Below are 15,926 nucleotides of genomic sequence, written 5' to 3' on the forward strand. Positions count from 1 at the left end.
TGCCCTACTATCCGGTCACGACAGGGACACGCAAAGGACATTGCATTTGGTCAATTTCGGATTCGGGCTCGACCTAGGGGCGATCTTCGAATGGGAAGATTTGGTCCTGCGCCTGATCTTCCTCATGCCCGCCATCGTGGCGGCCTATCTGGCGATCAAGACATCGCGCACGCCGCAAGGGTCTGTGGGGTGGATCGTCCTGATCCTCGCCTATCCTTTCGTGGGCGTCCCGGCCTATGCGATCTTTGGCTATGCCAACTACGCCAAGTTCGCGCGACGCCGCCGCGCTTCGGATGCGAAGGTCGGTGAGGACGGCACCCACCAGACGGACTTGGCCAATCCCGATGATCGACTGGGGGTTTTCGCCAAGCTGTCGGGCAACACCCCGCAACGGGGCTGTTCGATGTCGCTGCTGATCGACGGTGATGCCACGTTCGACGCGCTCGACGCCGCGATCCGCAGTGCCGAGCATTATGTGCTCGTCCAGTTCTACCAGGTGGATGACGATCGGATCGGTCGCCGCATTCAGGATGCGCTTGTCGATCGCGCTCGGGCGGGGGTCGCGGTCTATTTCCTTCATGATGAGCCGCCGCTGTTCGGCCTGCCGCTCAGCTATTGGCGCAAGCTGAAGGAAGCCGGCGCGCAGACGGCCCGTCCGAAAGGGCCGAAACGGGCGCTGGGGCCATTCCAGTGGAATTATCGCAACCACCGCAAACTGGTAATCGTCGATGGACACCGGGCGTTCACCGGCGGCCTGAACTGTACGAAGATGTATGTAGGCGAATCGAAGATCGGTCCATGGCGCGATACCTTCGCCGAGTTCAACGGGCCCGTCGCGGATCAGCTGGAGCGCAGCTTCGCCGCCGACTGGGTCTGGGCAACGGGCGACGACATCCGCCCGATGTTCCGCCCCGCGCCGCGCAATGCGGGCGATGCGAAGGCGTTGGCCCTGCCTATCGCACCGACGGATGAGCTGAACACCGGCAGCCTCTATTTCATCGCGCTGGCGCAGCAGGCCCGGCGCAGGCTGTGGATCACGACACCCTACTTCGTTCCCGATGCCGACGTGATGAGCGCGCTGCAACTGGCCGCCCTGCGCGGTGTCGATCTGCGAATCCTCGTCCCGGACGTGGTCGACCACCACCTGCCCTACTGGGCGGCCTTTTCCTACTTTGACGATCTGCGCACGGCGGGCGGACAGATTTACCGCTATACCCCGGCCTTCACGCACCAGAAGGTCGCGCTGCTTGACGACGACATCGTCTCGGTTGGGTCGGTGAACCTCGACATCCGGTCGGGCCTGTTGAACTTCGAACTGACGGTCCTCGTTGAAAGCGAAAGCGCCGCTACCGAGGTCGAAGAGATGATGAATCGTGATTTCTCCAACAGCTACCGGCTGGAAAAGGACCTGTCCGAACAGCCCGCGGGCCGCCGAATTCTGGCCCGGATCAGCCGCCTGATGGCACCGCAGCTATGATCCGACTGGCGTCTTACAACATCCGCAAAGCCGTCGGGCTGGACTGGATCAGGCGGCCCATGCGCGTCGCCCGTGCCATCGCCGAGGTGGCGCCCGACATCATCGCCATGCAGGAAGCCGATCGCCGCTTCGGATCGCGCGCGTCCGCCCTGACCCGCGAGGCCGTGGAACATACCGGCCTTGTCCCCGTGGAAACGGATGTGGGGCCCAATCTGGGCTGGCACGGCAACGCGATCCTTGTCCGGCCCGGCTGGACGGTCTCCGACGTGCGGCAGTTCGACCTTCTCGGGCTTGAACCGCGCGGCGCGCTCGTCGCCCGGATTGAAACGCCCGAAGGTCACCTGACACTGTGCGCGACACATCTGGGTCTCGCGCGTGCAAGCCGGATCAAGCAGATGAACCTTCTGATCGAGCACCTTGGCCCCGACATGTCGGAGGTCGCGATTTTGGCGGACATGAACGAGTGGTCGCTGCGGACCGGCGTCGAACCGCTGGTCCAGAGTGGGCTGGCCCTGTATTCCCCCGGCCCCAGTTTCCACACCACGCGCCCGGTCGCCAATCTCGACCGGATCGCGCTAGGGTCCAAATGGCAGATCGGCAAAATGGGCGTCCACCGCACCAAAGCCACGTCCCGGGCCTCTGACCACCTTCCCGTCTGGGCCGAGATCGAGGCCGCGAAGCGGTAGGGCGCTTGCGAGCCTTCTACATCAGGTCGAACGCGTCCTTCTCGATCCCCATGAACGCCGCGCCAAGCTGTCCGACGCCGACATACAAATGCGCTTCCTCGGCCTCCTCCAGGTCATCGAAGAACCGGCCGGCCCACGGCCCGAGATGGGCCTGAAAGAAGCCGCGCTGTGCTTCCAGGGTGAAGGTCCGGCCATAGACCCCGGTGATGAGACCCGCCATCATCTCGAGGATCGAGGCGATGTTGTCCTCGGGCTCGGACACGTTCTGGGCGCGCCCGATGCCCAGGGGCTTCATGTCGCGGCGAAGGTTCGCCAGCGGGCGGTCGTTCAGTTGGCCGGTGGTGTAATAGCTGGCATAGGGCAGAAGCTCCCCCCGACCGAGGCCGATGAAAAGCCGCGTGAACTCGCGTTCCCAGGCTGCCGCGTCCGTTTCGGCGGCAGCCTCAGAGATCCGTGCGATCGCGCGGCCCGGAGCGGTTCCCGCATCCGGGGAAAGCGCCCTCAGCTTGGCCAGGAACGCGTCCGACGGCGGCGCGGACAACAGCGCGGCGAGGAAACCATAGAGTTCAGCCCGCGCGAGATCCTCGGGGGCCACGGCCGTCATGTCTTCAGTCATACCGTGTCCTCCGGGAAGCTGAACGCCATGCGCCGCGGCGTCGGAAGATCAGGCTCCTCCTCCTTGAAGGCCGGGCGCTCGATTTCAGGATCGGGTGTATCCGTAACCTCGGGCTGTGATTCGGGCTCCATCACCGCTTCGGCGACCTTCTGAATCGAAGTCCAGACCGTCTTCGGCGGGCGCATGTTCACGGCCGCGTCCGTATAATCGTCGTCATAGTCCAGCAACCCATCGGGAAGCGACAGACCGGGATGACGCGAGAACAGCGCCCGCATGGCCCGCTTGCGCAACTGCCCGGAAACTTCGCGCGCCATGAAGGCCGCAGCGTCATGCGGCGTCAGCGTTTCGGGGTCCGGCAAGCCCAGCATCTTCAACAAGGACTCGTCGTCCATCCCGGCATGGGGATCCTCGGCGAGACGTTCGGGCGCGGCTTCGCTGACGCGCGCCTCCTCGGCGGCGACGGCGCGGCGACGCCGGGACCAAAAATCGGGTCTGTCGGGCATGAACGGCCTCCCTTTCGTCCTATGATGGGTGCGACCTCGCCGAGGAAAAGGCAACCCACACGCGAATTTGCTTGGAGGGGTCTGGTCGTTCCGGTCCGGTGGCCTTAGCGTCCCCCCGCCTGTTCGAAAGAGTAACGATGTCCAATACCGTTCTTCTGTGCGATTGCCTCGGTTCCCAGCGGCTCGGCCGCGAGGCGTTGAGCGACGCGACCGACCGCCCCTGTTCCCGGGTCCACACTTTCCTGTGCGGACGAGAGTTAGGGATCGTTTCCGACGCGTTGCAGAATGGCCCCGTGACGGTCGCCTGCGAGCAGGAACGCGCAGCCTTCGACTCCTTGGCCGAGGATCTGGACGTCGAGTCGCCGACTTACGTCGACCTGCGCGACCGTGCCGGATGGACCGAAGACACCCGCGACGTCACGCCCAAGCAGGCCGCCCTTCTGACGCTGGCCGCCATGCCGCGCCCCGCGCCCCGCGTGATCGACGTGGAAAGCCGCGGCACCTGCCTTGTCATCGGCGCGGCTGAAATCGCCCTGCCCACGGCCGAACGTCTAGCCGGGCAGCTTGCCGTGACCTGCCTTCTGACGGATGACGCGCCCCTTCCCGACACCCGGGCCTTCGACATCGTGCGGGGCCGGATACGGCGCGCACAAGGGGCCCTCGGCCAGTTCGAGGTCATGATCGACGGATTGCGCCAGCTGATCCCCGGAGGCCGCGGCGCGTTCGAGTTCAGCGCCCCCCGCGACGGCGCGACCAGCGCTTGCGACATCATCCTGGACCTGACCGCCGGCACGCCGCTGTTTCCCGCCCCCGAAAAGCGGGAAGGCTATCTGCGCGCCGATCCCGCGCGTCCGGCCGCCGTCTTTGATGCGACGCTGGAGGCGTCGAAGCTGGTCGGGACCTTCGAACAGCCCGTTCACGTGTCGCTTGCGCCGCAGCTTTGCGCCCATTCGCGCGCCATGCAGACCGGCTGCACGCGCTGCCTCGACGCCTGTCCGACCGGGGCCATCGTGCCCGACGGCGATCACGTGGCCGTCGATCCCCATGTCTGCGCCGGCTGCGGGGCGTGTTCGGCGCTGTGCCCGTCCGGTGCGATCAGCTATGCTGCGCCGCCGGTCGAGGACACGATGCGCCGTATCTCGGTGCTGGCCTCGGCCTATCGCAATGCGGGGGGCACCCTGCCCCGGCTGCTGGTCCACGACGAGGATCACGGGCGCGAACTGATCAACCTTCTGGCCCGCCATGGCGCCGGGTTGCCCGCCGATGTGATTCCCCTGTCGATCCCCGCCGTCGCCGCCTTCGGCCATGCCGAGGCGCTGGCCGCCCGGGCCAGCGGTTTCGCCGACGTGTCCGTTCTGCTGTCGCCCCGGTCCGACCGGGCGACCTTGGCGCAAGAGGCCGAACTGGCCGCCGCCATCGACACCCCCGCCGCACTGCGCCTTCTGGACGTGACCGATCCCGACATGCTGCCCGATGCGCTGGGGCCGTCGCCCGACACCGCGCCCGAGCCCATGCTACCCATGGGATCGCGGCGCCAGATCGCGCGAATGGCAGCAAAATCACTGTCGGACGAGGTTCTGACGCCGTTGCCAGATCATGCGCCCTATGGTGCGATCCTGGTGGACCAGGACGCCTGCACGCTGTGCCTGGCTTGCGTTCCGCTGTGTCCGTCGGGGGCGCTGTCGGACAACCCGGACAAGCCCCAGCTTCTGTTCACCGAGGATGCCTGCCTGCAATGCGGGCTGTGTGCCAATATCTGCCCCGAGGATGCCATTACGCTGCAGCCGCAGATGAACACCTCGGACGACGCGCTGTCGCCTTCGGTGATGAACGAGGAGGAACCGTTCCACTGCGTCGAATGCGGCACCCCGTTCGGCGTCAAATCGACCATCGAGCGGATCACCGAGAAACTGTCGGGCAACCACGCCATGTTCGCCAATCCTCAGGCCCTGCGCCTGATCGGGATGTGCGACGATTGCCGGGTGAAGTCGCAGATGCACGACGGAATGCTGTCCGGCCCGCCCCGTCCCGTGGCGAAGACGTCTGCCGATTATGGCCAGCCGGAGGACGCCGTGGTCCTGCCGCAGCGGCGCAAGGGGCGGAAGCGGACCTGACCGGGTCCGCGGCCGCGCCGAAATTCTAAATACCCCGGGGACGTTGCGGCGGATGCCCGACGGCCCTAGGTCGCGCCCCATAGGATGGAGGTTCTGATGAGCGACGATTTCAACATGTCGATGCGCAAGTTCCTGAAGCAGGTGGGCGTCACCTCGCAGCAGGCGATCGAGGAGGCTATGCGCAAGGCCGGACCGGAAACGGCCGGGCGCAGCTATCCCGCGAAGGTGGTCCTGACCATCCCGGAGCTTGGGCTGGAGCATGAAATAACCGGACAAATCAAAGGGCAAGGCACCGAATGAGTCTGACTGCGGAAGACGTCCAAGCCGCCCTGGCGGGCATTGCCGATCCCGCGACGGGGCAGGACATCGTGGCTGCCGGCCGGGTGAAGGCCCTGACCGTCGAAGGGGACGCGGTTCGCTTCGTCATGGAAGTGCCCGGCGAGATGGCGAAAGGCTATGAGCGGACGCGGGCCGAGGCCGAGGCGCGGGTGAAGGCGCTGGGGGCCGCGACCGTGTCGGCGGTGATGACCGCGCATTCCGAAAAAGCGCCGCCCGATCTGGGACAGAAGAAGAAACCTGCGCAGCCGAACGCCCCGCAGAAGGTGCAGGGGGTGGACCGGATCGTGGCCGTCGCCTCGGGCAAGGGGGGCGTCGGGAAGTCCACCGTCTCGGCCAACCTGGCCTGCGCACTGGCCGCCGAGGGGCGACGCGTCGGGCTTCTGGATGCCGACGTCTATGGCCCGTCGCAGCCGCGGATGCTGGGCGTCTCGGGCCGGCCTGCCTCGCCAGACGGGAAGACCATACTTCCCATGCGAAATCACGGGGTTACAATGATGTCCATCGGCCTCATGGTGGGCGAGGGACAGGCTGTCGTGTGGCGGGGTCCGATGCTGATGGGCGCGTTGCAGCAGATGCTGATGCAGGTGCAGTGGGGCGGGCTGGACGTCCTGATCGTGGACCTTCCGCCCGGCACCGGGGACGTGACGCTGACCCTGGCACAGAAGGCCGAGGTGGACGGGGCGATCATCGTGTCGACGCCGCAGGACGTGGCCTTGCTGGACGCGCGCAAGGGGATCGACATGTTCGCGCAGCTCAAGACCCCCATACTTGGTATGATCGAGAACATGAGCACCCATATCTGCACCAATTGCGGGTATGAGGAGCATATCTTCGGGCATGGCGGCGTCGCGGCCGAGGCCAAGAAGCTTGGCGTGCCGCTATTGGGGGAAATCCCGCTGCATCTGGACATCCGGACAGCAGCTGACGGGGGTGCGCCGATCGTTGTATCAAAACCGGAAAGCAAGCAAGCTCAAGCGTTTAGGGACATTGCCAAGGGCATGATCGCGCGGGGCGAGGCGTGATGCAGCTGGCGCGGGCGGTGCATCTGGACGAGAGCGATACGCTGGTGTTCGAGCAGCCCGCGCGCACCGGGGAATGGTGCATTCCGGGCGGATTCGCCTTTGCCGATTGGAGCAAGGCGCAGCTTGAGGGCAAGAAAAAGCAAGCGTTCTCCAACGGTTGGCTTGGGGTCGAGACGTTCGGCCGGGTGTCCTTGGTAGCCGTTGCCCGGATCGAGCCGGGGGAGGTCGAGAGGCTGACCGGATCGCTGGCCCGGCATTTCGTGAAAGTCTACGGCGCCCCGGACGAGGCTTCGGCCATGCCCGTCGCGCGCGAGCAAATCCTTGATATGGTTGACCTTTGCGCCGATCATGACGCGAATACGTTGCTGGCCGTCAGCCGTGAGATGACGGATGCGGGGGTCCGCGAAACCTTCCGCTCGATCCCCGCGCCGGAGGCGGACCTGAGCCAGTTCGCGGTCCACGGGGACACCGAATAGCGTCCCGCACGCGCCGGACATCCGCCGGACATCTGCCGGACACGCGTCGGCCTTGGGTCGGCTGCGGGCCGGACAAGCGTCGGGCATCTGTCGGACATACGCCCGACGGGTCGGGTCCGCCCGCGAGGTCAGACCTCGGTCGTTTGCAGCGGCTTTTCGGTGATGATGCGTGACCAGATCAGGACCGTGGTAACAAGCGGGATCGCGGCCGTGCCGTAGAACATCGCCGCCACGCCCATGCTGCCCGAGACCCAGCCCGCGACCATGGGGCCCAGCACGCTGCCGGCGGCCGTGGCCAATAGAGTAGCGGTGAAGCCAAGCGCCGGGAAACGGGGGAACAGGCGTTCGGACCAGAAGGCCAGGACGGCGCTGGTCATCATTACGTTGACGCCCTGCAGACCGGCCGATGCGACGAGTCCAGACCATCGCCCCGACCCGAAGGCCGCCAGGGCCAGCGACGTGGCCCCGATAACAAGAAGCGCCCGCAACAGCCAGGTCAGGCCGATCGCATTCCGCACCCGGTCCGTCAGCAGGCCCGAGAGGCCGAACAAACCGTAGAAGATGAAGACCAGCGGCGCCGCCGATCCACCGGGCATCCCCGGGACACCTTCCTCGGCGAACCGGTCCGCGGCGAACGAGATGTAGATGGCCGACGTAGTGCCATAGACAAAGGCCACGCCGAACAGGGGGATCGCGCAGCGTTGAAGCAGGTCGCGCCAGCCCTTCTTGGGGGGATCGTCGGGGGATTTGTCCACCTGACGCAGGGCAGCCCAGTTCACGATCAGCGCCACGGCGCTTGCGCCGGCAAAGGCCCCCCAGCAGATGCGCCACCCGAAACCGGCCAAGACCATCGCCAACGCAACACCCCCTGCCGCGGCGATTCCGATGGCCGTGCCGCTGCTGATTTCGGACAGGGCCGTTGCCCGGTCGACGTCCCGTACCTTTCGGTGCACCGCGTCGTTGAACGGGGTCCAGGCGAAGCCCGCGCTGGAGGCGGCCAGGAACACCCCGATCGCAAGGACGAACACCCCGGGGGCGAGGGCCACGATTCCCAGCCCGACCGTCGCAGCCGCTAGGCCCGACAGCACCGGAAATTCCGGCCCCCGGCGGTTAAGGAAGAACTGCGCGATCAGAAGACCGATGAAGAAGCCCGCGAACCCGATGCTGGAGACGATCCCCACCGCCGACGACGACATCGAGAAGGCCGACCGGAACTCGGGCACGAACAGGCCGAACCCCATGCGACCGGGGCCGAAACTGATGGCCGTTGCCGCGAAGCCCGCGACGGATAGGCTGCGAAAGAAAGTGATGGGGGCGCCCTCCTTCCTTGGGGAAATGGAACAGCCCCGGTCCCGGTTCCTGCCGCGGCGATTTGGCCCGGGCGTGTGTGGGGGGGGGGGGGCCGATCACCGGGGCGCGCGCGGAAGCGAACCGCCCCTACGTCCGACGCAGATGCGCCTTCAGCCCGCTGGGGAAAAGCGGAAGCCCGCCGGGGCGATCCAGCCCCGAGGGATCGACCCATTCGGCAAAGCAGGTCATGCCGTTGTCTTCACGGAAGGTGATGCGCTCGACCCCCTCGACGGGATCGGGGTCGAAGGCCACTTTGAAGATCGCCAGGACCTCGTGCCCGGTGGTGCCTTCATGCGTGAAGATGTTTTACATGAAGACGGGCGGCCCGAGGGGGATGACGGTGACGCCGAGTTCCTCGTGGAATTCCCGCCGGACCGCGGCCTCGGCCGTTTCGCCGAACTCGACCGTGCCGCCGAGGGGGCGCACGCCTTTGACGCGCCCGGCATCGTCGCGGATTTCGGCGGCCAGCAGCCAGCCCTTGCGCCAATGCAGGCCGAGGGCTTTCAACCGGATCGTCTGGGAGGGGCGCCATACGGTCATCCGATGGGGATAGGGACTTGGCAGAGTGCGGACAAGCGGGGTCGGCCCGGTTCGGCCTCCGCGTCGCCAAATGCGGTTCGGACCGCTTGACACCTCGCGCCGGCAGGGATACCTGCGCACCCGGTAGTGGCGTGGTAGCTCAGCTGGTTAGAGCACAGCACTCATAATGCTGGGGTCGGCGGTTCAAGTCCGCCCCACGCTACCAATCTTTCCCTTCGATCCGATGCGGTGGTCAGCCCTTCCGGGGCCCCTGGTCGTCCCCCGGCCCTGTGTCGGGCGTGTCGAAGTCCTGAAGACCTGACAGCCCTTTTTCCTCGAACTCCTGATCCGGGGCAGGCGCAGGGGCGCGGCGTTCGGTCGTGTCGCGCACCGAGGCGTGCATCTCGGCCCGGACGCGGGGCAACGCGCCGGGATAGTGTTCCTGAAGCCAGACGACCATCTTCTCGCGCACTTCGCAACGCAGGTCCCAGGTGCGGGGGGCGTTGCGCGCGCTCATCAAGGCGCGGACCTGAACGGAATCCTGGTTGGTGTCGACGACCTGCAACACGCAGACATTGCCGTCCCACAGCTCGGATCCTTCGAGGATCTCGTGAAGCTTGTGGCGCATGGCCCCCAGCGGCGCGGTATAGTCCAGGTGCCAGATCGCCGAGCCGATGATGGTCGAACTGTCGCGGGTCCAGTTCTGGAACGGTTTTTCGATGAAGTACGACAACGGCACGACCAGACGGCGCAGGTCCCAGATCCGGATGATCACGTAGGTGGCGCGGATTTCCTCGATCACGCCCCATTCGTTTTCGACGATGACGACGTCATTCAGGCGAATGGGCTGGGTCATCGCGATCTGGATGCCCGCGATGAGGTTGGCCAGAACAGGCCGCGCGGCAAAGCCCAGAACCAGACCGGCCGCACCCGCAGAGGCGAACAGCGAGACGCCGTAGCTGCGCACGCTTTCGAAGGTGAACAGCACGAATCCCGCGGTGATCAGCACGATCATGATCTGCGCGACCTTCTGCAGGACACGCAGCTGCGTCGCGTGCGAGCGGGCGTTGTAATCCTCTTCCTCCAGCGAGGTGCGTGAGATGCCGCGCTCGGTCATGTAGTTGGTCACGATCAGCACGGTCCAGCCGATCACGACGATGATCGCGGCGGCGGCGAAATGCTCGGTGCGTTCGACCCAAGTGCCCGGCAGGCTAAGCGCGGGAATCGTGATGGCCAGGGCGATCACGACCAGGGTCAAACGCAGGGGCCGGCGCAGGCGAGAGGCCATGCGCCACATCAGCCCCTCCCTGCGCGCCAGCCACAGCGCCAGCGGGCGCCAGATCAGCCGGTGCAGCAGCACGGCCGCAAGCACCGCCAGCGCCAGGATCAAGAGCTGGGCGGCATCTGTCTGGATCAGTTGATCGAAGGTCACGTCATTGCCCCATTTTCCGCGTTGCGGCGTGAAACCTAGCGGATCGGGGGCGGCGTCAACGGCAGTGGCGTGCGGTTTCGCGGTGGTTGAGGCCGGTTTCCACCAGAAGGCACTTGTTCTTCGCCTCGTAATAATACCCGCGGGCGTACCACATCATCGCCGCATGCTCGTCCCCGTCCGACACCATCCAGGCGCCTTTCAAGTAGCGGCCCGCGTAGTTCAGGTTGGTCTCGGGATCGAGGAGCGTGGAGGGCGGTCCGGCATGACCCATGGTGCGCGCGGTCTGCGGCAGGATCTGCATCAGCCCCCAATAGGGCCCGTTCCGCGCGCCGGGGCGATAGTCGCTCTCGCGCTGGATCACGCGGTGCAGCAGAGAGGCCGGGATGCCGTGGATCGCCGCCCATTTGTTCACCAGCCCGCGCATCTGTGGCGATTCGCCGGGGTTGAGGTCGGCAGTGGCGATGGCGCGCGTAACCTCGGGGCGGGGGGCACCGCAGGCAGCGAGGGACAGGCACAGCAGGATCAGGGCGATGGGTCTCATGGGGCAAAGTCTTGCCGTGGGCGGGGGGGCGCGGGCAAGCCTCACGGGTGCGTCATAGGCGGGGGATCGCCGGCGCGGACGCTTCCCGGCGGCGCCCGGATGCGCTATGGCCGCGCGCATGTCCCAGAACCCCCCGTCCCTCCGCCCGGATCTCGCCAACGCCCGCCTGTCGCGCGACCTCGACACCGCCGCCCCCGACCGGCGCGCGGGGCAACCCACCATCGGCATGGTGTCGCTGGGCTGTCCCAAGGCTCTGGTGGACAGCGAACGCATCCTGACCCGACTGCGGGCCGAGGGCTACGGCATCTCGCCCGATTACGACGGAGCGGACGCGGTGATCGTAAACACCTGCGGCTTCCTCGATTCGGCAAAGGCGGAAAGCCTCGACGCCATCGGCGAGGCGCTAAACGCAAACGGCCGCGTCATCGTCACCGGCTGCCTGGGCGCCGAGCCCGAGTACATCACCGGCGCGCACCCCAAGGTCCTGGCCGTTACCGGGCCGCACCAGTATGAGCGTGTGCTCGACGCCGTCCACGCCGCCGTCCCGCCCGCGCCCGATCCGTTCATCGACCTTCTGCCAGCCCGCGGGATCAGCCTGACGCCCCGGCATTACAGCTATCTCAAGATCTCCGAGGGCTGTAACCACAAGTGCAAGTTCTGCATCATCCCCGATATGCGCGGGCGTCTTCAGTCGCGCCCGATGAAGGCGGTGCTGCGCGAGGCGGAAAAGCTGGTCGAGGCCGGGGTGGGCGAACTCCTGGTCATCAGCCAGGATACCAGCGCCTACGGCACCGACTGGGCCGACCGCCCCGAAAAGGCGCCGATCCTGGGGCTAGCGCGCGAGCTGGGGCAGCTCGGCGCATGGGTGCGGATGCACTACGTCTATCCCTACCCCCATGTGCGCGAGCTGGTGCCGATGATGGCCGAGGGGGGCGTGCTGCCGTATCTCGACATACCGTTCCAGCACGCGCATCCGGACGTGCTGAAGCGCATGGCCCGCCCCGCCGCCGCCGCGCGGACGCTGGACGAGATCGCCGCTTGGCGTGCCGCCTGCCCCGACCTGACCCTGCGCTCGACCTTCATCGTCGGCTATCCGGGCGAGACCGAGGCCGAGTTCCAAACCCTGCTCGACTGGCTCGACGAGGCGCAGCTCGACCGGATCGGGTGCTTCCAGTACGAGAACGTGGCTGGCGCACGGTCGAACGCCCTGCCCGACCACGTCCCCGCCGAGGTCAAGCAGGACCGGTGGGAGCGCTTCATGGAGAAGGCGCAGGCAATCTCCGAGGCCAAGCTGGAAGCCAAGGTCGGCACGCGCCTCGATGTCATCGTCGACTTGGTCGAGGATGACGCCGCCACCTGCCGCACCAAGGGCGACGCGCCCGAAATCGACGGCCACCTCTATATCGACGAGGGACACGAAGGCCTGACCCCCGGCCAGATCGTCACGGTCGAGGTCGACGAGGCGGGCGAATATGACCTCTGGGGGCGCCTGGTCGGCTGATCACTCCGTCAGGGTGGCCGCGATCTCGGCATCCCTGATCCGGTCGAGTCGCGTCTTGTTCACGCAGAACTCCGGCGCATGGCGGGCATCGTGGAAAGCGTCCGCAAGCCAGGACCTGCAAGCCCCGACATGCGTGCAATCCCGGCACCGATGCACGATGTCCGAAAGGTCCTCCGGGTCCAGATGACGCCGGTCGATCCCGACGGCCTCCGTCATCTCTCGGACAAGGCGAAAATGCGGGTCGGCGGTCATGGGGTGTCCTCCTTGGCGTGCGACATGCCCCAGCCTTCCAGCCGAATCGCCGCAGCGCCTTGACCCATGTCAAACCGCCCTTCCCTTCATCCTTGGGAAAATACCCCGGGGAGCGCGAGGGGCCGCGCCCCTCGCCCTTCGCTCAATATCCCTGAACCACCTGCCGGACCGTCTGGATCCGCTGCGCGTTGGGCGGGTGCGTGCCCAGGAACTGGTTGCCAGGGTCGGGCGCATCCTGAAAGAACATGACGCCCCGCACGGGATCGTACCCGGCGCGCAGCGCAAGCAAGGCCCCCAACGCATCCGCCTCGAGCTCGAACCCTTGGGCATAGCGGCGCGCGCCGTAGAAGGCGCCCGCATCCTGCGCCTGACGCACCGCCACCGGGCTGCCGCCGCCAGCCGCGACAAGCGCACCCGCGACGAATGCGCCTGTCCGGGCCGAGGCCTGACCGCGGGCGATGTGCCCCTCGATATGGTGCGCGGCCTCGTGACTCAGAATGAAGGCTAGCTCGTCCACGTTGCGCGCCAGAAGGATCAGCGGCAGCGTGAAGCCGACCACCGGCTGACCGCCCGGCCCCAGCGTCTGGAACGCGTTGGGCGGAAGGCCGGGGCGGTCGTCGACGACTACGACATAGTCGCAGCGCACGCCGCGCGTCCGCTCGCGACAGGCCGTGCGGGCGACGGGCATCACCGTCTCGACCACGCGCACGAAATCCTGTGCGGCGCGGCTGGGGTCGCGCGTCACCTGCGGGGCCGCGGCCGGGGCGCGCGGCGTCGCCACGATGACCGGCGGCGCGACGCATCCGCCCGTAAGGGTCAGAAGAAGGACAAGAAAAATGGCGCGCATGGAAGCCCCCGTCATCGCTCGCCCCCACTAGCATAGCGGGCGCGATCCCCGCGACCAGCCGTTGCGCACCGGGACGATCCGGCGCAGGCTGCCCAGAAACGGAGCGCCCATGTTCACCATCGAGCACGATTTCGACGCCACGGTCATCACCCTAGTCGACGACCCCGCCCGCCACCGGCAGGAGGATGTGACGGTCAATGCCTTCGAGGATTGCGTCACGCTGGAGCAATACGACGCGCAAAGCGACCGGGTGATGCGTGTGACCCTGTCGCCTGCGCAGGTCTCGGACCTGGCCGCGGCGCTGGACCTACCTGAGGGCGTCTACAAGATCGGCCGCAAGTCATAGGATCGTCACGGTCTTGTCCCGTCCCGTCGTCCCCGCGGTGATCGCAAGGCGCGTTTTCGGGACCCCGAGAGCCTTGGATAGCACCTTCATGACCGCCGCGTTGGCCTTCCCCTTTTCGGGAGGAGCCGTCACGCGGATGTGAATCGTATCCCCCTCGATCCGCAAGCCTGCCTGACGGGCGTTCGACGTGACGCGCAGGGACAAGCGTGCGCCAGTTTGCGCCAGGTGCGACAGGTCGGTCATGCGGCACCCCTACGCTATCGTGGTCGGATTTTCGCGCCGAAAATCTGCCCCCGGCCCGTGAAGGGGCGCGCATCTGTTGACCGGATGGGGCGAAGGGCCGACATGAGGGGCAAACCCGAAGGAGAGACGATGCCCGATCCCGATCCCGCCGCCCTGAACTTTCTTCTGTCCCGACGCTCGCGCCCGGCGAAAACGCTGGTCGACCCGGTTCCCGCGCGCGCTCAGCTGGAGCCCATCCTGACCGCCGCCCTGCGCTCTCCCGATCACGGCAAGCTCGAGCCATGGCGACTGATCGTGCTGGAACGTGCGGCGCTGCGTCGTTTGGCCGATCTGGTGGGCACGCGTGGCGAAGCTTTGGGCCGCCCGCCCGAGGAGATCGACAAGCAGCGCCTGCAATACAGCGAGGCGGGCCTTGCCGTTGCGGTGGTCTGTTCCCCCGTCGACAGCCCCAAGATCCCGCAGGTCGAACAGGTCCTGTCCGCCGGGGCGGTCTGCACGGCCCTTCTGAACGCGGCTCTGGCTTCGGGCTGGGGGGCGAACTGGCTTACCGGGTGGGCCAGCCATGACGAGGGCTTCCTGCGCGAGGGGCTGGGCGTGGAGACGCCCGAGTTCGTCGCGGGTCTCATCCATATCGGAACCGAGGGCGTGGCCCCGCCCGATCGCCCGCGCCCCGACATGGCCACAAAGGTGGAATGGCGGGCGGAATGAGGTTCCTCGGGGACGTCGCCCGCGCGGTGGCGCAACTGGCTGATCCTGCGTTCCAGCGGGTCCTCTGGACCGGGATCGGTCTGACGGTCGCGCTGCTGGCCGCCTTCGGCGCGGCCTTCGTCTGGGGGCTGAACTGGCTGCTCCCTGATACAGTTTTCCTGCCGTGGTTCGGTCAGATCGGCTGGCTGGACGACGTCGCGTCCGGGGTGTCAGTGTTCGGGCTTCTGATCCTGTCGGTGTTCCTGATGGTGCCCGTCGCCTCGGCCTTCACGTCGTTCTTTCTGGACGACGTGACCGACGCGGTCGAGGCGAAGCATTACCCCCACCTCTCCCCCGCCCCACGTCTGAACCTGGCCGAATCGATCCGCGACGGGGCAGGGTTCCTGGGCGTGCTGATCCTGGCCAATATTGCGGCCTTCGCGGCCTACCTGATCCTGCCGCCCTTCGCGCCGTTGATCTTCTATGCGCTGAACGGCTTCCTGCTGGGGCGGGAGTATTTCCAGCTGATCGCGGCGCGACGGCTGGGACGGGCCGCGGCGGCCGAGTTGCGGCGGCGCCATAGCTTGCGCATCTGGGCGGCGGGCTGCGTCATGGCGGTGCCGCTGACTGTGCCCATCGTGAACCTGACCGTGCCGCTACTGGGCGCGGCGGCGTTCACCCATTTGTATCACCGCCTACCGCCTCGCGCGGGGGCATCCGGTCGAACCAGTCGAAATCCCTGACCTCGATCCAGCCCGACAGGATCACCCCGGCGATCACTGCCCAGATGAGGGTGCCCCAGATTGTCGTCTGGATCACCTTCCTCTTCAGCGGGAATCGCGCGGGGCTGCCGGCATGGGTGCCCGGCACGATCTCGCCCTCGTCGCCCTGGGTCGACAGGCCGATGGGCAGGACGACGAAGAACACCATGAACCAGACCACGGCATAGAGGACGATTGCAGAGGTTGGGCCCAT

21 protein-coding genes and 1 tRNA gene are annotated in these 15,926 nt (G+C 66.8%); 11 read left to right on the top strand and 11 right to left on the bottom strand.

All coding sequences use genetic code 11. The features are described from left to right. The first annotated feature begins 46 nt into the window (after positions 1-46). Together PAA8504_RS14715 and PAA8504_RS14720 are read left to right on the top strand one after the other, a co-directional pair. Positions 47-1,477: a phospholipase D-like domain-containing protein gene (locus tag PAA8504_RS14715; RefSeq protein WP_181375810.1), complete on the top strand. Its 1,431-nt coding sequence runs from the start codon at positions 47-49 to the stop codon at positions 1,475-1,477. After that, positions 1,474-2,163 (top strand): endonuclease/exonuclease/phosphatase family protein, encoded by a 690-nt coding sequence (locus PAA8504_RS14720; RefSeq protein WP_245897648.1) that lies wholly within the window; start codon positions 1,474-1,476, stop codon positions 2,161-2,163. The genes PAA8504_RS14715 and PAA8504_RS14720 overlap by 4 nt, the downstream gene beginning before the upstream one ends. A 16-nt stretch (positions 2,164-2,179) precedes the next feature. Here PAA8504_RS14720 and PAA8504_RS14725 read toward each other — a convergent pair whose 3' ends face one another. Next, positions 2,180-2,779 carry a TorD/DmsD family molecular chaperone gene (locus PAA8504_RS14725; protein ID WP_245897649.1) on the bottom strand — a complete coding sequence of 200 codons (600 nt, stop codon included), beginning with the start codon at positions 2,777-2,779 and terminating at the stop codon, positions 2,180-2,182. After that, the gene (locus tag PAA8504_RS14730) at positions 2,776-3,282 is read right to left on the bottom strand and encodes a DUF3306 domain-containing protein (RefSeq protein ID WP_108894953.1); all 507 of its coding nucleotides are present in this window, start codon (positions 3,280-3,282) and stop codon (positions 2,776-2,778) included. Before PAA8504_RS14730 ends, PAA8504_RS14725 begins: the two co-directional genes overlap by 4 nt. 137 nt (positions 3,283-3,419) lie before the next feature. Between PAA8504_RS14730 and PAA8504_RS14735 the strand changes: the two genes are divergently transcribed. The 4 genes from PAA8504_RS14735 (at position 3,420) to PAA8504_RS14750 (ending at position 7,233) form a co-directional block, all read left to right on the top strand. Next, positions 3,420-5,396, top strand: coding sequence for a 4Fe-4S binding protein (locus PAA8504_RS14735; protein ID WP_108894954.1), 1,977 nt, complete (start codon positions 3,420-3,422; stop codon positions 5,394-5,396). Between the two features lie 96 nt (positions 5,397-5,492). After that, the gene (locus PAA8504_RS14740; protein WP_108895034.1) at positions 5,493-5,696 is read left to right on the top strand and encodes a DUF6494 family protein; all 204 of its coding nucleotides are present in this window, start codon (positions 5,493-5,495) and stop codon (positions 5,694-5,696) included. Continuing rightward, positions 5,693-6,757, top strand: coding sequence for an Mrp/NBP35 family ATP-binding protein (locus PAA8504_RS14745; protein ID WP_108894955.1), 1,065 nt, complete (start codon positions 5,693-5,695; stop codon positions 6,755-6,757). The genes PAA8504_RS14740 and PAA8504_RS14745 overlap by 4 nt, the downstream gene beginning before the upstream one ends. Then, on the top strand, positions 6,757-7,233 hold the full coding sequence (locus PAA8504_RS14750; RefSeq protein ID WP_108894956.1) for a DUF6505 family protein: 477 nt from the start codon (positions 6,757-6,759) through the stop codon (positions 7,231-7,233). The genes PAA8504_RS14745 and PAA8504_RS14750 overlap by 1 nt, the downstream gene beginning before the upstream one ends. A gap of 128 nt (positions 7,234-7,361) precedes the next feature. On the opposite strand, the gene PAA8504_RS14755 is transcribed toward PAA8504_RS14750, so the two are convergent. The 3 genes from PAA8504_RS14755 to PAA8504_RS22540 all read right to left on the bottom strand — a co-directional run bounded on the left by PAA8504_RS14755 (position 7,362) and on the right by PAA8504_RS22540 (position 9,090). Next, positions 7,362-8,570: an MFS transporter gene (locus tag PAA8504_RS14755; protein ID WP_306419533.1), complete on the bottom strand. Its 1,209-nt coding sequence runs from the start codon at positions 8,568-8,570 to the stop codon at positions 7,362-7,364. A gap of 100 nt (positions 8,571-8,670) precedes the next feature. Further along, positions 8,671-8,835, bottom strand: a complete 165-nt coding sequence (locus PAA8504_RS22535; RefSeq protein WP_245897650.1) for an NUDIX hydrolase — start codon at positions 8,833-8,835, stop codon at positions 8,671-8,673. 54 nt (positions 8,836-8,889) lie between these two features. Then, positions 8,890-9,090, bottom strand: a complete 201-nt coding sequence (locus PAA8504_RS22540; protein ID WP_245897651.1) for an NUDIX domain-containing protein — start codon at positions 9,088-9,090, stop codon at positions 8,890-8,892. A 161-nt stretch (positions 9,091-9,251) separates the two neighbouring features. Here PAA8504_RS22540 and PAA8504_RS14765 point away from each other — a divergent pair. After that, a tRNA-Met gene (locus PAA8504_RS14765) sits at positions 9,252-9,328 on the top strand. 27 nt (positions 9,329-9,355) lie between these two features. On the opposite strand, the gene PAA8504_RS14770 is transcribed toward PAA8504_RS14765, so the two are convergent. Both PAA8504_RS14770 and PAA8504_RS14775 read right to left on the bottom strand, forming a co-directional pair. Further along, the gene (locus PAA8504_RS14770; protein ID WP_108894958.1) at positions 9,356-10,534 is read right to left on the bottom strand and encodes a mechanosensitive ion channel family protein; all 1,179 of its coding nucleotides are present in this window, start codon (positions 10,532-10,534) and stop codon (positions 9,356-9,358) included. 55 nt (positions 10,535-10,589) lie between these two features. Beyond that, on the bottom strand, positions 10,590-11,075 hold the full coding sequence (locus PAA8504_RS14775) for a lytic transglycosylase domain-containing protein (RefSeq protein WP_108894959.1): 486 nt from the start codon (positions 11,073-11,075) through the stop codon (positions 10,590-10,592). A gap of 118 nt (positions 11,076-11,193) precedes the next feature. On the opposite strand from PAA8504_RS14775, the gene rimO reads away from it, so the two are divergent. Beyond that, on the top strand, positions 11,194-12,576 hold the full coding sequence (rimO, locus tag PAA8504_RS14780; RefSeq protein WP_108895035.1) for a 30S ribosomal protein S12 methylthiotransferase RimO: 1,383 nt from the start codon (positions 11,194-11,196) through the stop codon (positions 12,574-12,576). Here rimO and PAA8504_RS14785 read toward each other — a convergent pair whose 3' ends face one another. Both PAA8504_RS14785 and PAA8504_RS14790 read right to left on the bottom strand, forming a co-directional pair. Beyond that, a complete protein-coding gene (locus PAA8504_RS14785) occupies positions 12,577-12,828 on the bottom strand; it encodes a DUF6455 family protein (RefSeq protein ID WP_108894960.1) in 252 nt (83 codons plus the stop codon). It abuts the gene before it with no gap. Between the two features lie 142 nt (positions 12,829-12,970). Next, on the bottom strand, positions 12,971-13,675 hold the full coding sequence (locus PAA8504_RS14790) for a M48 family metalloprotease (RefSeq protein WP_108894961.1): 705 nt from the start codon (positions 13,673-13,675) through the stop codon (positions 12,971-12,973). Between the two features lie 109 nt (positions 13,676-13,784). Here PAA8504_RS14790 and PAA8504_RS14795 point away from each other — a divergent pair, with 109 nt between their 5' ends. After that, complete coding sequence (locus tag PAA8504_RS14795; protein ID WP_108894962.1) at positions 13,785-14,021, top strand: DUF8831 family protein; 237 nt, start codon at positions 13,785-13,787, stop codon at positions 14,019-14,021. Here the strand turns inward: PAA8504_RS14795 and PAA8504_RS14800 are convergent. Beyond that, positions 14,016-14,264, bottom strand: coding sequence for a DUF167 domain-containing protein (locus PAA8504_RS14800; RefSeq protein WP_108894963.1), 249 nt, complete (start codon positions 14,262-14,264; stop codon positions 14,016-14,018). The two genes, PAA8504_RS14795 and PAA8504_RS14800, sit on opposite strands and share 6 nt — an antisense overlap. Positions 14,265-14,393: 129 nt before the next feature. Between PAA8504_RS14800 and PAA8504_RS14805 the strand changes: the two genes are divergently transcribed. Beyond that, the gene (locus PAA8504_RS14805) at positions 14,394-14,972 is read left to right on the top strand and encodes a nitroreductase family protein (RefSeq protein ID WP_108894964.1); all 579 of its coding nucleotides are present in this window, start codon (positions 14,394-14,396) and stop codon (positions 14,970-14,972) included. Next, the gene (locus tag PAA8504_RS14810) at positions 14,969-15,694 is read left to right on the top strand and encodes an EI24 domain-containing protein (RefSeq protein ID WP_108894965.1); all 726 of its coding nucleotides are present in this window, start codon (positions 14,969-14,971) and stop codon (positions 15,692-15,694) included. The genes PAA8504_RS14805 and PAA8504_RS14810 overlap by 4 nt, the downstream gene beginning before the upstream one ends. On the opposite strand, the gene PAA8504_RS14815 is transcribed toward PAA8504_RS14810, so the two are convergent. After that, complete coding sequence (locus PAA8504_RS14815; protein ID WP_108894966.1) at positions 15,627-15,926, bottom strand: DUF1467 family protein; 300 nt, start codon at positions 15,924-15,926, stop codon at positions 15,627-15,629. The genes PAA8504_RS14810 and PAA8504_RS14815 overlap by 68 nt on opposite strands.

Source organism: Palleronia abyssalis, assembly GCF_900302445.1.
Classification (GTDB): Bacteria; Pseudomonadota; Alphaproteobacteria; order Rhodobacterales; family Rhodobacteraceae; genus Palleronia; species Palleronia abyssalis.